The following is a 20,784-nucleotide window of genomic DNA, read 5'->3' on the forward strand; positions in this document are numbered from 1 at the left end:
TGCATGCAGTGTGTATATTTGGGTTTAGGTGCCAACCTAAACTCACCCAAAGAGCAGCTTGATAACGCCGTTTGTGCGCTTAAAAAGCTGCCTCATTGTGAATTTATAAGTGTATCGCATTACTATGCAAGCAAACCAATGGGCCCACAAGATCAACCCGACTATGTAAATGCCGTAGCGTGTATTAAAACCGCGCTTGAACCTGAGCAATTACTTGATTTAACTCAAGCCATAGAGCTTGAACATGGACGGGTAAGAAAAGCCGAACGTTGGGGGCCGCGTACGCTCGATATAGATACCTTACTGTTTGGTCAGCAAGTGATTAATACCCAGCGCTTAACTGTGCCACATTATGGCCTGTGCGAACGTGAGTTTGTAGTTTACCCTTTACTTGAGCTTGCCCCAGAACTGATTTTACCAAGCGGCATTGCATTAAAAACCATTGCGCAAGACTTACCGCTCAACGACTTACAACAATTACCTCTGTAATTAACCAAGGCTTATGCCTGCGAGGATATTATGTCTAAAATAACCGTTTCTACTTTAAATAAAATGAAAGCAGAAAATAACAAAATCACCGCATTAACCGCTTACGATGCCAGTTTTGCTAAGTTATTTCATGATAACGGTGTGGACGTTATTTTAGTGGGCGACTCTTTGGGCATGGTGCTGCAAGGTGGCGACGATACCCTAGGCGTAACCAATCAAGATATAGCCTATCATACCCGCTGTGTACGCGGTGGCAGCCGTGAGCTTTTTGTAATAGCCGATATGCCCTTTATGAGCTATTCAAACGTTAGCGACACCTGTAAAAATGCAGCAGAGTTAATGCGTGCAGGCGCTAATATGGTAAAACTTGAAGGCGGTGAATGGCTTTACGACAGCATTAAAAGTTTAACGCAGCAAGGGATTCCTGTTTGTGGCCATTTAGGATTAACGCCGCAATCAGTACACGTATTTGGTGGCTTTAAAATTCAAGGCCGCGAAGACGACAAAGCGCAAAAAATGATTGATGATGCAAAAGCGCTAGAAGCCGCAGGTGCCCAATTATTAGTGCTTGAGTGTATCCCAAGTGCGCTCGCTAAACGCATTACCGATGCCGTCACCATTCCTACCATAGGTATTGGCGCAGGTAATGTAACGGATGGCCAAATACTGGTAATGCACGACTTAGTCGGTATTTCGGCAGGATACATTCCTAAATTTTCTAAAAACTTTTTACTGGAAACTGGCAACATGCCAGATGCAGTTAAAAAATATTGTTCAGACGTTAAAAGTGGTGCATTTCCAAGCGCCGAACATGAGTTTAAATAATGCAGTCAATTACTGAAATTAAATCATTACGTAGTCAAATTAAAGCTTGGCGCCAAGCAGGTTTAAGCGTGGCTTTAGTGCCAACCATGGGCAACTTACACCGCGGCCACTTTTCATTGGTTGAAAAGGCAAAAACAATGGCCGATAAGGTGGTTGTGAGTATTTTTGTCAACCCAATGCAATTTGGTGCCAACGAAGATTTAGATAGCTACCCGCGTACATTAAACGAAGACAAACAAGGCTTAGCCGACTTAAACACCGATATTGTGTTTACCCCAAGCGTAGACACCATTTACCCAAATGGACTTGGTGAGCAAAGCTTTGTAGATGTACCAGGCGTATCTATGGGGTATTGTGGCGGCACGCGCCCAGGACACTTTAGAGGCGTTGCCACGGTAGTGACTAAGTTATTTAACTTAGTACAACCAGATTACGCATGCTTTGGCGAAAAAGACTTTCAGCAGCTGCAAGTGATTAAAACCATGGTACGCGATTTATCAATTCCGGTTGAAATTGTTGGTGTACCGACCATGCGTGAAGTTTCAGGCCTAGCTATGAGCTCGCGAAATGGCTATTTATCTGCAGAGCAAAAAGCCACGGCTACCGCATTATTTAAAACACTAAACAGCTGCGCTGAGCAGCTCAAAGCAGGTAATACCGATTACAAAGCACTTGAGCAAAGCGCACAGCTTAGTTTAGAGCAAGCCGGCTTAAAGCCAGATTATTTTGAGATAGCTCAACGAGATACATTAAAAGCTGCTACACTTGATGATACACAACTTGTTATTTTAGCTGCCGCCTTTTTAGGCAATGTTAGATTAATCGACAACTTACAAGTTGAGATTTAACAAAAGCGCAGTTCAACGTTAAGGATAAGCATGCAAACATTTATTAAAACGAGCGCCCTCGCCCTTTCATTTTCATTGTTAGCAGCTTGCCAAAATCAAGTGAAAAACCCTGAGTTAAACCAATGCGCACAACAAAACTATCAGTGCGAAAATAGTTGCGATCAGCAATCAATTGACAAAGGGTTAAAACAGCAAGTGTGCTCTGCTAAGTGTGTAGAGAGCTATAATCAGTGTAAAGCACAAGCGCAAAAGCTGACTGATCTGTAATCGCTTTTTAGTAAGTTAATCTGTTTTACGCTTTAAAATTTTACACACAAAAAAACCGCTCATTGAGCGGTTTTTTTATTGGTTGGGTTTAAATTATAAACCTAACTTTTTAAGCTCTGCTTCTACTAACTTAGCAGATAGTGGTACGTAACCATCTTTTTCAACGATTTTTTGACCGTCTTTAGAAAGTACCATTTTTAAGAACTCAGCTTCAATTGGTGAAAGCGGCTTATTAGGGTGCTTGTTCACGTAAACGTATAAGAAACGAGAAAGTGGGTATTTACCTTTAGCAACATTATCAAGCGTTGCATCTACGTAGTTAGTGCCTTTTTTAGATAAAGGAACCGTACGTACACCCGACGTTTTGTAACCAATGCCTGAGTAACCAATCGCGTTTAATGAAGATGAGATTGACTGTACAACAGAGGCTGAACCTGGTTGCTCATTTACGTTGTTACGGAAGTCACCTTTACACAGTGCTTTCTTTTTAAAGTAACCGTAAGTCCCTGATACAGAGTTACGTCCGTATAATTGAATGTCTTTTGCAGCCCAGTCGCCCGTTAGGCCAACATCGCTCCAGCGGTTAACTTGCTCAGACGCACCACATTTACGAGTAGATGAAAAAATAGCATCTACTTGGTCAATACGTAAGCCTTCAATTGGGTTATCTTTGTGTACAAATACCGCTAATGCATCAATCGCTACACGCACTTCTGTAGGCTTGTAACCGTAGCGTTTTTCAAACGCTTCGATTTCTTTTGATTTCATTTTACGGCTCATAGGACCCATGTTAGAGGTGCCTTCGGTAAGCGCTGGTGGAGCAGTAGACGAACCTGCCGCTTGAATTTGAATATTCACATTTGGGTAAATACGTTTGTACTCTTCAGCCCAAAAAGTCATCATGTTAGCTAAAGTATCAGAGCCTACAGATGAAAAGTTACCTGAAACGCCGTTAATTTTTTGATATTCAGGAATTGCGTCGTCAAGAGCAACAGCCTGTGCAGATACTAATGTTGTAACAGCCACACCCATTGCGGCAACTAAGTTTTTAAATTTCATGCGGGGTTCTCCGATTTGTTCGTCCCATTTCCTAACTGTCGTCTACTGTAAAGTGAGTAGATGACAGTTACATTACTCTTAAATGACACTTTTATGACTTTGCTTTTTATTGCCTTTAACTTGCTAAGTTAACAAGCTTATCCTTTGAAAAGTCGAAAGAAAAACACGAGCCTTTACCAAGCTCACTGCTTATATTTAATTTACTATCGTGACGTGTAAGTACATGTTTAGTAATTGCTAAGCCTAAACCTGAGCCACCGGTTGTGCGACTCCTTGCTTTATCTACGCGGTAAAAGCGCTCAGTTAAACGATTTATATGCTCTGGTGCAATACCATCGCCATTATCATTTACGCTAAAGTGCGCAAGCCCCTCTTTACGCTGCCAGGTAACAACAATTTTTCCGCCCGCTTTAGTGTAATGTATAGCGTTAAACACTAAATTAGAAAATGCACTGCGTAGCTCATCTTCAGAGCCTTTAATATCAAGCTCATTATCTATATCAAAAATAAGCTCATGGCCTTTGTCTTGGTTTATAGACTGCGCTTCGGTTTTAATGTAGTTGAGCATTTGCGGCACATTAATGGCTTTGTCGTTGTCTTGCCTACGCGCCCCTTCAATACGCGAAAGAGATAAAAGCTGATTAACTAAGCTGTCCATACGCTTACATTGCTCAAGCATGGTATTTTGCGCTTTATTCCACATTGCAGGCGGTGGCATCATATCGCCATCCATCATTTCAAGGTAGCCAGTAACAACCGTAAGCGGCGTACGCAGCTCATGCGATACATTGGCAACAAAGTCTTTGCGCATTTGCTCTAGTTGCTTTAGGCGTGTTACATCACGTACTACCACCATAAGCTGCGTGTTGGCATACGGCATTACCCTAAATTCAAGCACTTGGTCAACAATATGCCCGTTATCAAGCTCTAATGGCTCTTCAAATTCACCCCGCAGCATGTACTTGGCAAATTTAGGTTCGCGTATTAGGTTATCTAGGCGCTGGCCATGATCGGTCGGCCATTGTAGCCCCAATACTTTAAGTGCAAGTTGGTTACACCAAACAATGCTTAAATCACTTTGCAACACCACTACGGCATCGGGTACGGCTTCAGCTCCATCGCGAAAGCGACGAATTAAATCGGCCAGTTCATTGCGTTTTTTACGATTACGGTGCTGTAAATGATAAATGCCTTCAAATACTTGTTCCCAGGCACCCTCGCCCTCTGGTGGGTTAAAGCTACGTTGATTTAAAAGCCAATCGCTTAAGCGATAAAGTTGATGATAATGCCAGACTAAAAGAGAAGAAGTGCCTAAAAATAAAAGCAAAAAAGGTGCACCAATAAGCACACCAACTAATAACAGGGGTAAAAAATAGATAAACAGACGTTTTACTAACGCCTGTTTATTAATAACTCGATACATACACTCACTTTACCTTTGAGTAGTAATTTATGCGTACTCACACCCTAGCTGCGGTACCTTATAATTTACTAGAAAAACGATAACCTGCACCACGTACTGTTTGTACTAAGCGATCATGCCCCAGCGGTGCAATCGCTTTGCGTAAACGACGTATGTGCACATCAACTGTACGGTCTTCTACGTACACATTAGTTCCCCAAACATGGTCAAGCAGTTGTTCACGGCTATAAACACGCTCTGGGTGAGTCATAAAAAAATGTAATAATCTAAATTCGGTTGGGCCCATATCAAGCTCGCTTCCCTCAGAGGTAACGCGGTGCGATATTGGGTCTAAACGCAAGCCATGTACTTCTATGGCTTCTTCTAATGAGGTAGGCGATACACGGCGAATAACCGCTTTAATACGAGCCATTAACTCTTTAGGAGAAAAAGGTTTAGTGACGTAGTCATCTGCCCCTACTTCTAGGCCGCGTACTTTGTCTTCTTCTTCGCCGCGGGCTGTAAGCATAATGATTGGAATTTGGCGTGTGTATTCACTTTGCTTAAATTGCTTAGCAATTTGAATACCGCTACCGCCTGGTAACATCCAATCGAGTAAAACCATATCTGGGTATGGTTCAACCATAGCTGCAATTGCAGAATCGTAATCTTCTGCTTCAATTGCTTGAAATCCATTTTGCTCTAAAACAAAAACTAACATCTCTCTGATAGGAGCTTCATCATCTACGACTAGTACTTTACGTGACATTCCAAATTATCTCTTACGCTATCGAATTAGTTTTCATTATTATGACTAAGTATGACATTTTTATGAAAGTGTAACGTGTAAATTAAAATCCTGGTAAAAAAAACACAAAATAGTGACAAAAAACCTCATTAACGTCATATTTTTAAAACTATTTTGCAAATTACGGTTAATCAAAACATATTTACAAAAAGATGACAGTTTTATTTCTGAGTAGATATTCATGGCGGGATCATTACTTTACTAACACAGTAAAAAAACCAGATACGAAACTGAGTTTGCACTGAAAGATGTGATTACGTGGTTAAAAATAGATCTGTTTTTTACTAAGCAGCCTATAAAAAGATCAGATTTTTACTAAGCCGATCGGGTTTGGGATCACGGTTATACTTAGTCAAACAACTAAGCACCTGATCTATTGTACAAATAAAAAACGATCTGATTGATTGAGCGCCTAACGTGGCGTAAATTTATGCGCTAGTTGGTAAATAAATGATCCGAATACGGGGCGGTTAGTAAATCAGTGATCCCATTTTATTAAGTTGGTACAACAGTGATCCCAGTGCCTTGCGGTATAAAAAAACCAGCTGGATTACGCCAGCTGGTTTTTATAACGGTATTTTATTAATCAAAGATCATTATTTAATTTGTGGGTCTAACTCACCACTTAAATATTTAAGGTGCATGTCATCAAGTGAAATTGGCTTAATTTTACCTGCTTGACCAGCTGTACCAAACGCGTTGTAACGCGCAACACAAATCTCTGTCATTGCTTTAGTTGCTTCTGCTAGGTATTTACGCGGATCGAAGTTAGATGGGTTAAGCGCCATATGACGGCGAATAGCACCGGTAGAGGCCAGGCGTAAATCGGTATCAATATTTACTTTACGTACACCGTATTTGATCCCTTCTACAATTTGCTCAACAGGTACGCCGTACGTTTCAGGAATTTCGCCACCGTATTGATTTATGATCTCTAACCATTCTTGTGGTACAGACGACGATCCGTGCATAACTAAGTGCGTGTTCGGGATACGTGCGTGAATTTCTTTAATACGATCAATCGCTAAAATGTCATCTGTGGGTGGGCGCGTAAATTTGTACGCACCGTGCGATGTTCCACAAGCAATTGCTAAGGCATCAACATGGGTTTTATTTACAAAATCAGCGGCTTCTTCTGGGTCAGTAAGCATTTGATCGGTAGTTAGTTTACCTTCTGCGCCTACACCATCTTCTTCGCCCGCTTCACCGGTTTCAAGTGAGCCAAGTACACCTAGCTCGCCCTCTACCGATACACCACATGCATGTGCCATAGCCACGGTTTCGCGTGTTACTTCTACATTATATTCGTAGCTTGATGGGGTTTTTCCGTCAGTCATTAATGAGCCATCCATCATAACTGATGAAAAGCCAAGTTGAATTGAGCGTTGGCAAACACCGGGTGAGGTACCGTGATCTTGGTGCATTACTACTGGAATGTGCGGCCATTCTTCAACGGCTGCTAAAATCATGTGGCGGATAAATGGAGCACCAGCATAAGCACGTGCGCCTGCTGATCCTTGAACAATTACTGGGCTGTTTGTTTTATCAGCCGCTTCCATTATTGCGCGCATTTGCTCTTGGTTATTCACGTTAAAGGCTGGAACGCCGTAACCGTGTTCAGCTGCATGATCTAAAAGTTGTCGCATACTGATTAAAGCCATTGGGTATTCTCCAATTTATCGACAGCAGTCTCCTGCCATCTAGTTTGAACGGATATGTTAGTTTGACGCAATCACTGCGCCACAAAATAAAGCAATTTACACTGCTCAGTTTTGTCTTAATTAACTATTAAATAAGGGTGAGAGGTATTTAATAATTAATCGTTGGTGAGGGTTTCCCCTCACCTAATGCGGCTAAAAATTATTATTTAGCGCGCGACTCTAGCATTTCTACTGCAGGAAGTTTTTTGCCTTCTAAAAACTCTAAGAACGCACCACCACCGGTAGAAATGTAAGATACTTTATCGGCAATGCCGTATTTATCAATTGCCGCTAAAGTGTCACCACCGCCTGCAATCGAAAACGCATTAGAGTTAGCAATTGCCTGAGCAATAGCACGTGTACCATTACCAAACTGATCAAACTCAAATACGCCAACTGGGCCATTCCATACAACAGTACCGGCGTTTGCAATAATTTTTGCAAGCTGGCTGGCTGTATCAGGGCCAATATCAAAAATCATGTCATCGCTTGTTACTTCGCTTACATCTTTAAGCGTAGCGACTGCAGAGTCTGAAAATTCATTACCTACCACAACATCAGTCGGTACCGGAATTTCACCATCGTTTGCTTTAGCTGCTGCACATAAACGATTTGCTTCATCCATTAAATCAGCTTCATAAAGTGATTTACCAACCGGATGACCCGCAGCTGCAATAAAGGTATTAGCAATACCGCCACCTGTTACAAGCTGATCTACAATCGTTGAAAGCGAGTCTAAAACAGTTAATTTAGTTGATACTTTAGAACCACCTACAATTGCCACTAATGGGCGTGCTGGGTTATCTAGTGCTTTACCTAGTGCTTCAAGTTCTGCTGATAATAACGGGCCAGCACAGGCAACATCTGCAAATAAGCCAACGCCATGAGTAGACGCTTGTGCGCGGTGAGCGGTGCCAAATGCATCCATTACATACACATCACACAGTGCAGCAAGTTGTTTTGATAAGGCTTCGTCGTTTTTCTTCTCGCCTTTATTAAATCGTACGTTTTCAAATACAACCACTTCGTTATCGGCAACTTCAACGCCGTTTAAGTAGTCTTTTTCAAGGCGTACATTTTGCTCAAGTGCATCGTTTAGGTAATCGGCTACAGGGGCAAGTGAAAATTCGTCATCGTACTCGCCTTCTGTTGGGCGGCCAAGGTGCGACATAACCATTACTTTAGCGCCTTTTTCAAGAGCTAGCTTAATAGTAGGCAGTGCAGCACGAATACGTGCATCTGAGGTCACTTTACCTGCTTTAACTGGTACATTTAAATCTTCACGAATTAATACGCGCTTGCCGTTTAAATCTAAATCTGCCATTTTTATGACCGACATAACATCTCCTTAGTTAACGATACTTGAACCTGAAAAATAAATTTTAAAATTATTATAAAATGCTTACTTAGCCATCATCGCACGTGCTGTATCTAGCATGCGATTGGCAAAACCCCATTCGTTATCACACCAAACAAGTAACTTTATCAGGCGTTTGTGACTAACACGTGTCTGCGTGCCATCAATAATACAAGAATGTGGGTCGTGATTAAAATCAACCGATACCAATGGCTCTTCGGTGTAACTTAAAATACCTTCTAAGCGGTCTTTTGCTTGGGCTTTAAGTGCCGTATTTACCGCCTTTAAATCTACATCGGCATTTACTGTAACACTTAAATCCATTGCCGTTACGTTAATTGTCGGCACGCGAACCGCAATGGCTTCAAAGCGCCCTTCAAATTTGGGTAAAATGCGGTCTATTCCTCGTGCTAATTTTGTATCAACCGGAATAATAGACTGACTCGCAGCGCGGGTACGACGTAAATCATGATGGTACGCATCAATCACTTGTTGATCGTTCATCGACGCGTGAATAGTGGTAATAGCGCCCGATTCAATGCCAAACGCATCATCTAGCACTTTAATAACAGGCACCACACAGTTTGTAGTACATGAGCCGTTAGATACTATAGTGTGCTCGCGTTTGAGCTCATCGTCGTTAATGCCATACACAATGGTGGCATCTACATCGTTATCAGCTGGGTGCGAAAACAACACCTTTTTAGCACCCGCAGTAATGTGTAATTGTGCATGCTCGCGCGAGTGATAAACACCGGTACATTCAAGTACTACATCTACATCAAGGGTTTGCCAAGGTAATTCTACTGGGTTTTCTTCACAAAATAGTGCAATGGTATCGCCTGCAACGCTAATGGTGTCTTCACCAAGTTTTACAGGAAAAGAAAAACGACCGTGGGACGTGTCGTATTTTAATAAATGAGCAATAGCTTCAGGGTCAGCAAGTTCGTTAATCGCAACAATTTTTATCTCGTCGCTCAAACCTGACTCGTACAACGCGCGGACAATATTTCGACCAATACGACCAAAACCATTAATTGCAAGTTTGATTGCCATGAAATATAAAATCCACTCTCTTTACGTGCAGACAAAGGCATCGATGCCTTTTAGATGGCTGTATTGTAATCGACCTTGAACATTTTTATAAGAGGGAGCGATTAGAAACTTTAAATTAACCCAAAAGTAGCTAATTTACTTGGCTACTTTTGGGCATAAAGCGAGCTTGCTTGAGTGCTTACTGTAGTGCTTTTAAAGCATTAATTATATCTTGTGGCTCTGAGCGGGTGCGGTAATCAACATCAACATAGCGCCACGTCACTTTACCTTGGCTATCTAAAACAAACGTGGCAGGAATAGGTAAAATACTGCCGTTGCCGTTATTAAGCGACTCTAAATCAAGGCCGCGGTCTTCACGCATATGCTCTAATAAAAATGCAGGTACTTGCCACGCTACGCCATAGCTTGCTGCTACATCTGCATTTTGGTCACTCAGCACAACAAAATCCATATTACGTATGTCGTTTTCGCTCATTGAGCCATCGGGCGCTTGTGGGCTAATAGCCACCAGCTGTGCGCCTAATGCGTAAATTTCAGCTAGGCGTGACTGCAACGCTTTTAGCTGTAAATTACAATAAGGGCACCAACTACCACGATAAAAAGCTATAACCACAGGCCCTTTTGCAAGTAGCTCATCTAATAAAACTTGCTCAGCGTGCTGGTTAGGCAGTTCAAAGCGTGGGGCATTTTGATCTAAATTAAGTGCATTTGCCCCTTCTTGAAACGCTTTTGCCTGAGCAATGGTTTCATCAACGCCTTTCATAAAATCAGGATTACCTTTTCGCCCTGCTGCTATTTTTGCTTCGGTTTGTGCTTTTAATGTGTTGCTTTCATCGCTCATAGTATTGCTACCTTCAAATTAATCAAAAACATAAAACTAGCTTACAGTACGAACATGTATTTGAAATGAAATTATTAATTTAATCAGTTATCTCTAAATCAAACACCACGTTTATGGATGATTTAAAGCTTATTGTTGCCTGTAAATCGTTACTACGTATTTGAGGAAAAGAGTTATTATCATGCTGCGCCCTGTGCATCTTGGTTATGGCTGTACTAAAACCACTGTCATAGTTGTTTTTAGTTGAGCGAATAGTGCGTACTTCACCTACTTTTGCATTGAATGAATCAGCAAGTAAATCCGCTTTTATTTTTGCATCTTCAATTGCTAACTGTGTGGCTTGCGCTTGTAATTGCTCAAATTTTGAAGATAAAAACGCAATATTTTGAATCGCATTTACTTCTTGGTTCAATAAAAAATCGGTTAAATCGCTCACACGCTCAATACTGTTTAGCGTTACTTCAAACGTTCTTATCGCTGCGTATTCGCTAAGTGCCTGATGCCCTGTTTCAATATAATCCATTCCTGTTTTTTCAATTTTAACGTTTGAGGCAACTACGTCATCGGCGCTTATTTCAAATTGATTGAGCCCATCTATTAATAACTTCACTTTATTCTCAAGCGCGTTATTGGCGGCTTTTGGCTCATTTTTAACACTATTCACCTTAAATAGTATTTTAGCCATGTCAGGCTCAACTAATACCTCAGCAGTGCCTTGCACTGAGATATGACGATTGGCAGGTAAGCTCGAATTAGCACAAGCGATCACAGGGAATAAGGTTAGAAGAATAGTGGTAATGAGTCTCATAATTTGTCCTGAATAAGTGCCATGCTTGGTTATGCGTCCATACTAATAAATAGCAGCCAATCGTGTTTCAGCGAATGTTTAATTACTGTGTGCTTGATGCAGCTTTTGACTTTGGCTTAATCGTTTTTTCTTGGTGTAGATTAGGTATCAAAGCTGAGATATTTTCTTGTGAAATAATAAGTAACTCATCTTGTTTATTATCATAAACAAATAAATTCCGCATTGTTGAGGCTACTATTTGAACATTTTGAAGTTGAGTTACTTTACTCTGAGCAATTGGATAATTTAATGACAAGTGATAATTCATTGTTCTTTCATTTATTATATCTTTACTGTGTGAATGCGCCAACATAGTAGGGTATGTAGATATTATAAGTGCTAAAAATAACATTAATGAGTAACTAGGTTTTAATAAATAGAACGGGTAACCAAAGCCATAATAAAGTTTTTTTAACACGGTTGTTTTACTAGGATCTGGCATGTGTCCTGAGCGCCAATTTAAATAAATAGCTGTTAAAACGATGATCGTAGTATAAAGAGTAATAAGTAAAAAATTTGAAATCAGTGCCAGTAAAAAGTCACTTATTTCAATGAAATTGAATATATCAACCGAGAAGTTATTAAGTAAAACGTAAAGATACACAACGCCTGATAAACTACCCAGTAAGTAAAGAATAGTAAGAAACACACCAAAATTATTGTGAATGTACTTTTTAACTGCTTTAAGGTCATTGTTTAACTGGTTGTAATACTTACTGGCGGCTTCAATTACCATAATAAATCCTTTTAAAATTCTTATCTTAACAAAATAATTAGTAAACTGCGCTTTATTATAAGCAGAGTTTAGCTCGCGCGGCATAAAGCCGCGCCTACAGCCAACCTAGGTTAACTCACCCACTTTTAGCTCTTTACCACGGTTTATTTGGTAGCACTGGGCTAATAATAATTCGGCGGTGGCCTGTGCGTCTGTAAGTGCGTTATGGCAATGATAGCTTGGTAACTCATAACGTTTGCGACACGCACTTAGGGTTAAATCATCTTGTTTTATTTCTGCACCTTGGCAAATAAGGCGCTTTTTTTCTATGTGGAGGGTGTCGAGTATTAACTTAGGTTGCGCACTTATATTAGCGTTTTTAAGGGCTGCTTTTAAAAACCCCCAATCCAGTATGGCGTTATGAAAAACCAAAATATGGTCACTAAAATCACGGCTTAGCTGCGTTAATATAGTGTGCAGGCTTTGTCCTTTAGCCACAGTGTCGTCAATAATGCCGTGAAAAACAGGGCTTTGGTCTAAGCGTTTAACGTTTTTATTAATTAAATGCTGAGACTCACTCATTTTTATACATTGGTTATCTATTTTTACCCAGGCTACTGAGACAATTTCATGCTGGTTTACATCAAGCCCAGTAAGCTCTAAATCAATCACTAAATAGCGTTGCGTTAACGCATTTTGACTTAATAAATTACGCCTTTTTATATACTTACTGAGCCATTTCTTTACCACAGCGCTTACCTCTTGTTACAAACTGCCACGGGCAAATTTAAACGCCGCGGCTTGTTGCGCTTGTTTTACTAAATAAAAAGCCTCTTTAAGCTGATGGCGCTCTAATGAACTTAATTTATCGGGGTTTATGCAGTTACTTGGCAAACCTTCTTCGTTTATTTGCGTACTAAAACGCAACTGAGTTAAAAATCGCCAGCAATCTTTTAAATTATAAATATCGTCTTTATTTAGCAGTGAATGCTTAAGTAAAGCATCTAAACGCTCTTGGGTATTGGCGCGTTTTATACCTGCTTTTAACGCATATAAACGCACTATATCGTTAATGATCACCACACCACGCTTTTTTAAATCAATGTACTTATGGTTGTTATCATTTTTTTGCGTTTTAAGCTTATTAAACAAGCCAATAGGCACTGAGCTGGCTCTTATGTCGGTTGCCATAGCAGCATAAAACAACTCATCGCGCGATATTCTGTTTAGCTGCTCGCAAAAGCCGCTGTATAGGGCATTGGAGCCTTCTATAAAGCGCAAATCAAAAAATATTTTGCAGTTAAGCATGGCACTTGGGGTTGGGCTTTTTATCCATTTAAAAAAGCGCTCGCACCACTGGCTTACACTCATTCTGCACTCATCACTGCTGGCCATAATATTTCCGGGGCAACGCCTAATGCCGCACTCTACTAGCTGCTCACAAACAAACTCCCCCATGTGTTTAAAGTAAGCTTGGTGTTGCTCGCTTAAATCATCTGGGAGTAATAAGCCGTTGTCTTGATCTGAATGTAGGGTTTGCTCTTCGCGTGCTTGCGAGCCAAAACATATAAAGCAAAAACTGGTGGGCGCTGCGCCATTTTCTTCTTGAAATAAATGAATAAGACGCGAGGTGAGTGCATCGGTTAAGCCGCTGAGCAATTTACCAATTAGCGATATGTCTTCTATGTTGTATGAAAAACTTCGCAGTAACTCAGGGATTTCGCCTGCATAACGTTTTAAATCGGCAATGCTGTGGGCTTTATAAATGCGACCAATAAGCTGCACAGGGTCACTTTTTTGCTGGCGCAGTAAATCGGTACTGGTAAGCATACCCAAAGGCTTGTGGTTTTCATCAAGTACAGGTAAATGATGAATATTGTATTTAAGCATTAAATGCAAAGCAGAAAACACCCGATTGTTTTCAAATATAAATTTAGGCTTTGCACTCATTATGCTGCTAACCGCATCTTGCGGGTCGACTTCGTCGGCCAGTACACGGTTACGTAAGTCGCGGTCGGTCACTACGCCAACTAAAATGGCGTGTTCGGTGATCATAATTGACGATACACCGTGTTTTTTCATTTTTTTAGCGGTTTGCCTAATACTGGCATCGGGGGCTAAGGTTATGGCGGTGCGGGTCATCAGCTCAGATATTCTACGCTCAGACCAGCTATCGTTTTTACTTTTATAATGTGATGAAAGTAAACGATTGGCGTGCGCGCGTACAAAATATTGCTCAAACGGTTTGTATTGATGACGTAAAAAATCAAAATGCGTTTGCGCAAGCATATACACTATGCCCTCTTTTTGTACCTGTAACCTATTTTGAATCGCCTCTCCTGTTAACAAAGAAGGATAGCCAAAGTAATCCCCCTGCGCTAAACGCTTCACTACATCGCCTTTTGCATCCACTAGGTCGTATAAACCAGAGCGAATTAAAAAAAGCTTTGGGGTTTGCGTTTGCAGCCACTGCGCTTGGTTTTCTCGGGTTAAATAAATACTATCAATATGGCTTACAAAATACTCACACGCACTGTCGTGTAGCATGCTAAATGGCGCCTGCATACACACAAACTGGGCAACTTCCTGCTGCTCTACACTCATTGCTGTACTCTTAAAAAGTATACACAAAACCTAATGTACTCATTATTTGAACAAATAAAAAGCCCGACTAAAGTCGGGCTTTTGGTGCTTTATTTTTAAGTAGGCTTAGCGCATTAATGTGCGTGTGCTTCACCTGACCCTTTAGGATTACGAATACCTTCCACCATTTGTTGTATTTCAAGCGGTGTCGATTTTGTTAATTTAAGTACGGTTGCAGCAACCACAAAGTTAATTATCATTCCCACTAAGCCAATTCCTTCGGGTGAAATACCTAAGAACCAATTTTCTGGGCTATTAAGCTCAGGGCTTACAAATTTAAAGAAGATAATATACGCAGCGGTAAAGCCTATACCGGTCACCATGCCAGCAATTGCGCCTTCTTTATTCATTGTTTTAGAGAATATCCCCATAATAATTGCTGGGAAGAAACTCGCCGCCGCTAAACCAAAGGCAAAGGCGACCACCGATGCAACAAACCCAGGCGGGTTAATCCCAAAGTAAGCCGATATAACAATGGCAATCATCGCAGCTAAGCGAGCAGCTAGTAGCTCTTGTTTATCGCTTATGTCGGGTTTAAGGGTGCGTTTAAGTAAATCGTGCGACACTGAGGTTGAAATAACCAGCAATAACCCCGCTGTGGTTGAAAGCGCAGCAGCAATACCACCGGCCGCAACTAATGCGATTACCCATGCTGGTAAATCAGCAATTTCAGGGTTAGCCAGTACCATAATATCGCGGTCTACTTTTACTTCGTTTGCGCTTGTTGGGTCTTCTACCTTGCCGGCGGTGTAAAACATTTTGCCGTCGCCGTTTTTATCATTAAAGGTAATTAAGCCCGTGCGTTCCCAGTTTTTGATCCACGCTGGTGCTTGAGCGTACTCTGTACCGCTACCATCTTTACCGTTAATGGTGTCAATCATGTTTACACGTGCAAACGAGGCAACCGCCGGTGCAGTAGTGTAAACAATAGCAATAAATACCAGTGTCCACGCTGCTGAAATACGGGTATCTTTAACGCGTGGTACAGTGAAAAAGCGAACAATTACATGCGGTAAACCTGCAGTACCCACCATTAAAGCGCCGGTAATAGCAAATACGTCAATCATGCTTTTAGAGCCTTCGGTGTATTGTGCAAAGCCCAGCTCTGCGCTTAACCCGTCTAGCTTATCAAGTACATACATGCCTGAGCCATCACTCAATGTGGCACCAAAGCCGGTTTGCGGGAAGAAGTGGCCTGTCATCATCATTGAAATAAAGATAGCGGGCACAAGATAGGCAAACACAAGCACACAGTACTGCGCTACTTGCGTGTAGGTAATGCCTTTCATGCCGCCAAGTACCGCATAAAAGAATACAATCACCATTCCAATGTAAACACCGGTTTCAATTTCTACTTCTAAAAAGCGCGAAAATACCACGCCTACGCCACGCATTTGTCCAGCAATGTAAGTAAAACAAATAAAGATTGCACACAAAATAGCAACAACACGTGCTGTTTGTGAGTAGTAACGATCGCCTATAAAGTCAGGTACAGTGAATTTGCCAAATTTACGTAAGTAAGGCGCTAAACACATAGCGAGTAATACATAGCCGCCAGTCCACCCCATTAAGTAAACACCGCCATCGTAACCTGCAAACGAAATAATACCCGCCATTGAAATAAACGACGCTGCGCTCATCCAATCGGCTGCGGTTGCCATACCATTGGCAAGCGGAGGTACGCCGCCCCCTGCCACGTAAAACTCATTTGTAGAGCCTGCACGCGCCCAAATTGCAATGCCGATATAAAGCGCAAAACTTAAACCAACAATTATAAATGTGAGTGTTTGAACATCCATTACCTAGCTCCTATTCGTCTACGCCGTATTTTTTATCTAACGTGTTCATTTTGAAAACGTAAACAAAAATCAAAGCTACAAAGGTGTAAATAGCGCCCTGTTGTGAAAACCAGAAGCCAAGTTTAAACCCAAAAAAACGTACTTCATTCAGTACATCTACCAGTAATATGCCAAAGCCAAATGAGACCACAAACCACACTGCTAGTAACTTAAACAGTAGTGAAATGTTTTCTGCCCAATAAGCTTTTGCTTGTTCTTCATCTTTAAAAGCCATTTTTATTTTCCCCTTTAAGCATTGCATAATTGCAATGAGTGGTTTTTTTATAGTCGGTTATTAATTTAGCAACGCGGCGTGAAGAGTGAAGTGAGACCATAGTCGTAACAGCCTGTTAACGTTTACGTAAACTGCAAATGCAATTGTATTTAAAAATACAATTACACATAATTTTCAGTAGGTTAGCTTTTGCCTAAGCGCGTTAACGGCAAAATTTAAGTGGCTTTGTGTAAAAATGCGACATTAGTCTAATAAATCATCAACAATATAAATAATCATTTAAAATCAATACAATAAAAACAACGTTAATATTTTGCATAAAATTGTGCACGCACACTTAAAGTTATCTCTGGTATTGTGTGTGGGTATAAATAATAAGGTTTAATAACAACATGACTGCTGTACTGATTTTTGTAGCATTAGGCTATATTGGGGTGCTGTTTTGGCTCGCTAATTGGGGCGATAAAACAACACCACTTGCTAAACGGATTAGCCATCATCCTTTTGTGTATTCGTTATCGTTAGGGATTTATTGTACCTCGTGGACGTACTATGGTTCGGTTGGTACCGCCGCCACCAGTAGTTGGAGCTATTTACCCATTTTATTGGGGCCTTCCTTGTTGTTCTTTTTTGGCCAAGGCTTTTTACGCAAACTGGTATTAGTAAGTAAAAAACAAAACATTACCACCATTGCCGACTTTATTTCTGCCCGCTATGGTAAACGTCAAACCAGTGCAATACTGGTCACTGTTATTGCCCTACTTGCTACCATTCCCTATATTGCGCTGCAGTTAAAAGCACTCAGTACCAGCTTTTTGCTTTTGCAAAACAGCAATCAAATATCTGGCGAAATGCTTACCCTCACCGCCACGTTAATTATGGCGCTGTTTGCAATATTTTTTGGTACCCGTAAGGTAGATGTTACCGAGTACCGCTCTGGGCTTATGCTAGCAGTCGCCTTTGAGTCAATGATAAAGCTCATTGCGCTTATTGCCGTCGCTGGCTTAGCCTTGTACACCTTATTTAATTTACCCACCCTTAGCGGCGACAAAGTCACAGAGTCGATTTGGCAACACTGGGGCAACTTTAACTTTTTTAGTTTTAACTTTATTGGCCAGTCACTTATGGCTGCCGCGGCAATAATTTGTTTACCACGACAATTTCATGTCACCGTGGTAGATAACCAAGACAAACGCCATTTATTTACTGCTCGCTGGGCTTTTCCGCTGTATTTATTACTCACCGCCGCGATGATAATTCCTATTGCTACTGCCGCAATTCACCCAAGTATTGGTAGCAGTTTTTCACCCGACAGCTTTGTATTAGCGTTACCGCTTATTCACGACCAAGCTTTTTTAAGTACCTTTGTATTTATTGGCGGGCTTTCTGCAGCCACCGCCATGATCGTGGTGGCCACACTTACGCTTAGCACCATGATCTCTAACGATGTAGTGCTGCCGCTTATGCTACGCCGTAAATTTAAGCGCAACTTAATTACCAGCAGTTATAAATCGCAAATTTTATTAGTCAGGCGCTTTACCATAGCCGGCATACTTATATTGGCTTATTTTTATCAGCAATGGTTTGGCCATGGTAGTGCGCTGGCCAGTATGGGGCTGGTGGCGTTTTCGTTAGTAACGCAGCTGCTCCCGGCTATTGTGGGTGGGCTTTACTGGCGAAAAGGCCATGCTTATGGTGTATATGCGGGGCTATTAGCGGGTTTTATTTGTTGGGTATTATTTTTAATGATGCCAATTTTAGATGCCGGTAGCGCTCTTGATAGCGAGCTTCAGCAAACCCTTATTACACGCGGCACTCTGATAGCCTTATTTGCTAACATTGGTTGTTATATTAGTTTTTCGTTAGGGGCAGAAGAGCGCTTGATAGATAAAATCCAGGCCGCTGCATTTGTTAACCCTAAAGATCAGGCTATTTTATCGCGCCGCTTAAACAAAAATGTTAAAGCCACGGTTTACGACTTTAAAATACTGCTGCAAACCTTTTTAGGTATTCAGCGCAGCCAACAAGTACTGGCGCACTTTTCACTTTCGCACCAGCTAAGTGACAATAATGCCCACCCCGAGCCCGAATTTATAGCCTACTGCGAGCGTGCGTTAACTGGGGTATTAGGGGCGTCTTCGGCGCAGGCGCTAATACGTACGGTTTCATCGGGTAAACGTATGGCCTTTGAAGAGGTGGTTAACTTTTTTGACGAAACCACACAAGCACTGCAGTTTAACCAAAACTTGCTGTATACCTCGCTCGAAAACTTAAGCCATGGTATTTCGGTGGTCGATAAAGACTTAAAACTGGTGGCATGGAATAAGCGCTACAGCCAAATGTTTGGCTACCCCGACGGCTTTTTAGAAGTGGGGCAACCCATAGAAGATATAATAAGGTACAACGCAGTACGCGGTGAATGTGGCCCAGGCGAAATAGAGCGCCAAGTAGAAAAACGCGTTCAGCATTTAAAAAATGGTAGCTCGCATCACTTTATTCGTCACCGCCGTAATGGCCAAGTGTACGAAATGATAGGTAACCCCCTACCCGATGGCGGCTTTGTAACGAGTTTTTCAGACATTACAAACCATATAAGTACGCAAAATGCGCTTGAAGAAATTAACATGGATCTTGAAAACCGCATTGAAGCGCGAACCCAAGAAGTGCAAACCATTAATAAAGACTTACAAGCACAAATAGATAGCCGAGTAAAAACAGAGCAAGCACTTACTTTAGCCAAGCGCGAAGCAGAGCAAGCCAATGACAGTAAAACGCGATTTTTAGCACTGGCTAGCCACGATATTTTACAGCCCCTTAACGCGGCACGTTTATACCTTGCAGCCATTGATGAAAAGCAGCTTGATACAACTAACCAAAATAGCTTTAATAAGCTTGGCCACAGTTTAGACTCAACCGTGCATTTAATGTCGGCCTTACTAGAAATTGCCAAGTTAGAGCAAGGCGCAATGACCCCTACCCCACGCCACTTTTGTATAAACGATATACTTATGCCACTGCAAAGCGAGTACGCTATTTTATCAAGCGATAAAGGCTTAAAACTAACCGTGCGTTCAAACGCACAAATTGTGCATAGCGACATCACCTACTTGCGCCGAATTATACAAAACTTGGTGTCTAATGCGGTTAAATACACCGAAACAGGGCGAGTATTAATAGCGTGCAGAAACCGTAAACATAATTTACGTATAGAAGTATGGGACACCGGCCCAGGTATTAGCCAAATAGAACAAGCTAAAATATTTAACGACTTTTACCGTATAGAAGCCGGTGATAACAAAGGCGTTGGTTTAGGGCTTGGCGTTGTAAAACGTATGGCCGATTTACTTAGCTTAGAGCTTGATGTGCACTCAGAGCCCGGTAAAGGCAGCCGCTTTAGTATTGAAGTACCCTATGGAGATGCGCAGTTTGTACAGCAAAAAGCAACGGCCAGCAGCTTAGTAGAAAACCGCGCCGCGATTAACATAGTCGCGGTAGACGATGACCCCGAAAACCTAGCAGCAATGGCCAGTTTACTTAAAAAGTGGCAAGCCAATTACACCTTGTTTGACGATGTAAATAAAGTACTCGCGCACGCTAAACAGCACACAGCGCCCGATGTAATTTTAATGGATTACCAATTAGGTAATGATTGCGATGGTATTTCGCTTATAAAAACACTGCGTGATACATGGCAAAGCGAAGTGCCCGCCATACTTATAACCGCCGTACGCGACACCGAGCTTAAACAAGAAACTAAAGCGGCTAATATTCATTATTTAAGTAAGCCGATTAAGCCGGGTAAGCTTAAAGCTTTACTTAATCACAGCACGTAATTGCCAATTAGCAGCAAAAAA

Annotated in this window: 18 protein-coding genes; 5 read left to right on the top strand and 13 right to left on the bottom strand. The window is 41.5% G+C overall.

Annotated features, from left to right (window positions below; all coding sequences use genetic code 11):
• The first annotated feature begins 3 nt into the window (after window positions 1-3).
• From folK to AN395_RS09020, 4 genes are read left to right on the top strand one after another with little or no spacing between them, the layout of a single operon-like run.
• Window positions 4-489 (top strand): 2-amino-4-hydroxy-6-hydroxymethyldihydropteridine diphosphokinase, encoded by a 486-nt coding sequence (gene folK / locus AN395_RS09005; protein WP_029773910.1) that lies wholly within the window; start codon window positions 4-6, stop codon window positions 487-489.
• 30 nt (window positions 490-519) lie between these two features.
• Window positions 520-1,314: a 3-methyl-2-oxobutanoate hydroxymethyltransferase gene (gene panB, locus AN395_RS09010; protein WP_054982771.1), complete on the top strand. Its 795-nt coding sequence runs from the start codon at window positions 520-522 to the stop codon at window positions 1,312-1,314.
• A complete protein-coding gene (gene panC / locus AN395_RS09015) occupies window positions 1,314-2,162 on the top strand; it encodes a pantoate--beta-alanine ligase (RefSeq protein ID WP_004586087.1) in 849 nt (282 codons plus the stop codon). Before panB ends, panC begins: the two co-directional genes overlap by 1 nt.
• A gap of 30 nt (window positions 2,163-2,192) precedes the next feature.
• Window positions 2,193-2,429: a hypothetical protein gene (locus AN395_RS09020; RefSeq protein WP_024033192.1), complete on the top strand. Its 237-nt coding sequence runs from the start codon at window positions 2,193-2,195 to the stop codon at window positions 2,427-2,429.
• 93 nt (window positions 2,430-2,522) lie between these two features.
• On the opposite strand, the gene AN395_RS09025 is transcribed toward AN395_RS09020, so the two are convergent.
• From AN395_RS09025 to AN395_RS09085, 13 genes are all read right to left on the bottom strand, one after another.
• Window positions 2,523-3,488 carry a PstS family phosphate ABC transporter substrate-binding protein gene (locus AN395_RS09025; protein WP_004586085.1) on the bottom strand — a complete coding sequence of 322 codons (966 nt, stop codon included), beginning with the start codon at window positions 3,486-3,488 and terminating at the stop codon, window positions 2,523-2,525.
• 115 nt (window positions 3,489-3,603) lie between these two features.
• Entirely contained in the window at window positions 3,604-4,911 is a 1,308-nt protein-coding gene (gene phoR, locus AN395_RS09030; RefSeq protein ID WP_004586084.1) for a phosphate regulon sensor histidine kinase PhoR, read from the bottom strand.
• A 58-nt stretch (window positions 4,912-4,969) separates the two neighbouring features.
• Window positions 4,970-5,659, bottom strand: coding sequence for a phosphate regulon transcriptional regulator PhoB (gene phoB, locus AN395_RS09035; protein WP_004586083.1), 690 nt, complete (start codon window positions 5,657-5,659; stop codon window positions 4,970-4,972).
• Between the two features lie 635 nt (window positions 5,660-6,294).
• A complete protein-coding gene (gene fba / locus AN395_RS09040; protein WP_004586082.1) occupies window positions 6,295-7,359 on the bottom strand; it encodes a class II fructose-bisphosphate aldolase in 1,065 nt (354 codons plus the stop codon).
• A 202-nt stretch (window positions 7,360-7,561) separates the two neighbouring features.
• Complete coding sequence (locus AN395_RS09045) at window positions 7,562-8,737, bottom strand: phosphoglycerate kinase (protein WP_004586081.1); 1,176 nt, start codon at window positions 8,735-8,737, stop codon at window positions 7,562-7,564.
• A 63-nt stretch (window positions 8,738-8,800) separates the two neighbouring features.
• The gene (gene epd, locus AN395_RS09050) at window positions 8,801-9,811 is read right to left on the bottom strand and encodes an erythrose-4-phosphate dehydrogenase (protein ID WP_004586080.1); all 1,011 of its coding nucleotides are present in this window, start codon (window positions 9,809-9,811) and stop codon (window positions 8,801-8,803) included.
• 178 nt (window positions 9,812-9,989) lie between these two features.
• The gene (locus AN395_RS09055; protein ID WP_054982772.1) at window positions 9,990-10,652 is read right to left on the bottom strand and encodes a peroxiredoxin-like family protein; all 663 of its coding nucleotides are present in this window, start codon (window positions 10,650-10,652) and stop codon (window positions 9,990-9,992) included.
• Between the two features lie 79 nt (window positions 10,653-10,731).
• Complete coding sequence (locus AN395_RS09060; protein WP_054982773.1) at window positions 10,732-11,460, bottom strand: SIMPL domain-containing protein; 729 nt, start codon at window positions 11,458-11,460, stop codon at window positions 10,732-10,734.
• A gap of 82 nt (window positions 11,461-11,542) precedes the next feature.
• On the bottom strand, window positions 11,543-12,319 hold the full coding sequence (locus AN395_RS09065) for a hypothetical protein (RefSeq protein WP_235576561.1): 777 nt from the start codon (window positions 12,317-12,319) through the stop codon (window positions 11,543-11,545).
• A gap of 21 nt (window positions 12,320-12,340) precedes the next feature.
• Window positions 12,341-12,964, bottom strand: a complete 624-nt coding sequence (locus tag AN395_RS09070) for a 3'-5' exonuclease (RefSeq protein WP_024033196.1) — start codon at window positions 12,962-12,964, stop codon at window positions 12,341-12,343.
• A gap of 15 nt (window positions 12,965-12,979) precedes the next feature.
• Window positions 12,980-14,818 carry a DUF294 nucleotidyltransferase-like domain-containing protein gene (locus AN395_RS09075; RefSeq protein WP_054982774.1) on the bottom strand — a complete coding sequence of 613 codons (1,839 nt, stop codon included), beginning with the start codon at window positions 14,816-14,818 and terminating at the stop codon, window positions 12,980-12,982.
• A 113-nt stretch (window positions 14,819-14,931) separates the two neighbouring features.
• Window positions 14,932-16,656 carry a sodium:solute symporter family protein gene (locus AN395_RS09080; protein ID WP_004586075.1) on the bottom strand — a complete coding sequence of 575 codons (1,725 nt, stop codon included), beginning with the start codon at window positions 16,654-16,656 and terminating at the stop codon, window positions 14,932-14,934.
• Window positions 16,657-16,666: 10 nt separating this feature from the next.
• On the bottom strand, window positions 16,667-16,930 hold the full coding sequence (locus AN395_RS09085) for a DUF4212 domain-containing protein (RefSeq protein ID WP_004586074.1): 264 nt from the start codon (window positions 16,928-16,930) through the stop codon (window positions 16,667-16,669).
• A 392-nt stretch (window positions 16,931-17,322) separates the two neighbouring features.
• Between AN395_RS09085 and AN395_RS09090 the strand changes: the two genes are divergently transcribed.
• On the top strand, window positions 17,323-20,763 hold the full coding sequence (locus AN395_RS09090; protein ID WP_054982775.1) for a PAS-domain containing protein: 3,441 nt from the start codon (window positions 17,323-17,325) through the stop codon (window positions 20,761-20,763).
• The last annotated feature ends 21 nt before the right edge of the window (window positions 20,764-20,784 follow it).

The sequence above is a fragment of the Pseudoalteromonas sp. P1-30 genome (assembly GCF_001400005.1).
GTDB lineage: Bacteria > Pseudomonadota > Gammaproteobacteria > Enterobacterales > Alteromonadaceae > Pseudoalteromonas > Pseudoalteromonas atlantica.

Excerpts from the sequence above, each read along its gene's own strand:
- AN395_RS09045 (WP_004586081.1), bottom strand. The coding sequence starts at position 8,737 with ATGTCGGTCATAAAAATGGCAGATTTAGATTTAAACGGCAAGCGCGTA.
- phoR (WP_004586084.1), bottom strand. The coding sequence starts at position 4,911 with ATGTATCGAGTTATTAATAAACAGGCGTTAGTAAAACGTCTGTTTATC.
- AN395_RS09020 (WP_024033192.1), top strand. The coding sequence starts at position 2,193 with ATGCAAACATTTATTAAAACGAGCGCCCTCGCCCTTTCATTTTCATTG.
- AN395_RS09085 (WP_004586074.1), bottom strand. The coding sequence starts at position 16,930 with ATGGCTTTTAAAGATGAAGAACAAGCAAAAGCTTATTGGGCAGAAAAC.
- epd (WP_004586080.1), bottom strand. The coding sequence starts at position 9,811 with ATGGCAATCAAACTTGCAATTAATGGTTTTGGTCGTATTGGTCGAAAT.
- panC (WP_004586087.1), top strand. The coding sequence starts at position 1,314 with ATGCAGTCAATTACTGAAATTAAATCATTACGTAGTCAAATTAAAGCT.
- panB (WP_054982771.1), top strand. The coding sequence starts at position 520 with ATGTCTAAAATAACCGTTTCTACTTTAAATAAAATGAAAGCAGAAAAT.
- AN395_RS09055 (WP_054982772.1), bottom strand. The coding sequence starts at position 10,652 with ATGAGCGATGAAAGCAACACATTAAAAGCACAAACCGAAGCAAAAATA.
- phoB (WP_004586083.1), bottom strand. The coding sequence starts at position 5,659 with ATGTCACGTAAAGTACTAGTCGTAGATGATGAAGCTCCTATCAGAGAG.
- AN395_RS09090 (WP_054982775.1), top strand. The coding sequence starts at position 17,323 with ATGACTGCTGTACTGATTTTTGTAGCATTAGGCTATATTGGGGTGCTG.
- AN395_RS09025 (WP_004586085.1), bottom strand. The coding sequence starts at position 3,488 with ATGAAATTTAAAAACTTAGTTGCCGCAATGGGTGTGGCTGTTACAACA.
- AN395_RS09060 (WP_054982773.1), bottom strand. The coding sequence starts at position 11,460 with ATGAGACTCATTACCACTATTCTTCTAACCTTATTCCCTGTGATCGCT.
- AN395_RS09080 (WP_004586075.1), bottom strand. The coding sequence starts at position 16,656 with ATGGATGTTCAAACACTCACATTTATAATTGTTGGTTTAAGTTTTGCG.
- fba (WP_004586082.1), bottom strand. The coding sequence starts at position 7,359 with ATGGCTTTAATCAGTATGCGACAACTTTTAGATCATGCAGCTGAACAC.
- folK (WP_029773910.1), top strand. The coding sequence starts at position 4 with ATGCAGTGTGTATATTTGGGTTTAGGTGCCAACCTAAACTCACCCAAA.
- AN395_RS09065 (WP_235576561.1), bottom strand. The coding sequence starts at position 12,319 with ATGCCGCGCGAGCTAAACTCTGCTTATAATAAAGCGCAGTTTACTAAT.
- AN395_RS09075 (WP_054982774.1), bottom strand. The coding sequence starts at position 14,818 with ATGAGTGTAGAGCAGCAGGAAGTTGCCCAGTTTGTGTGTATGCAGGCG.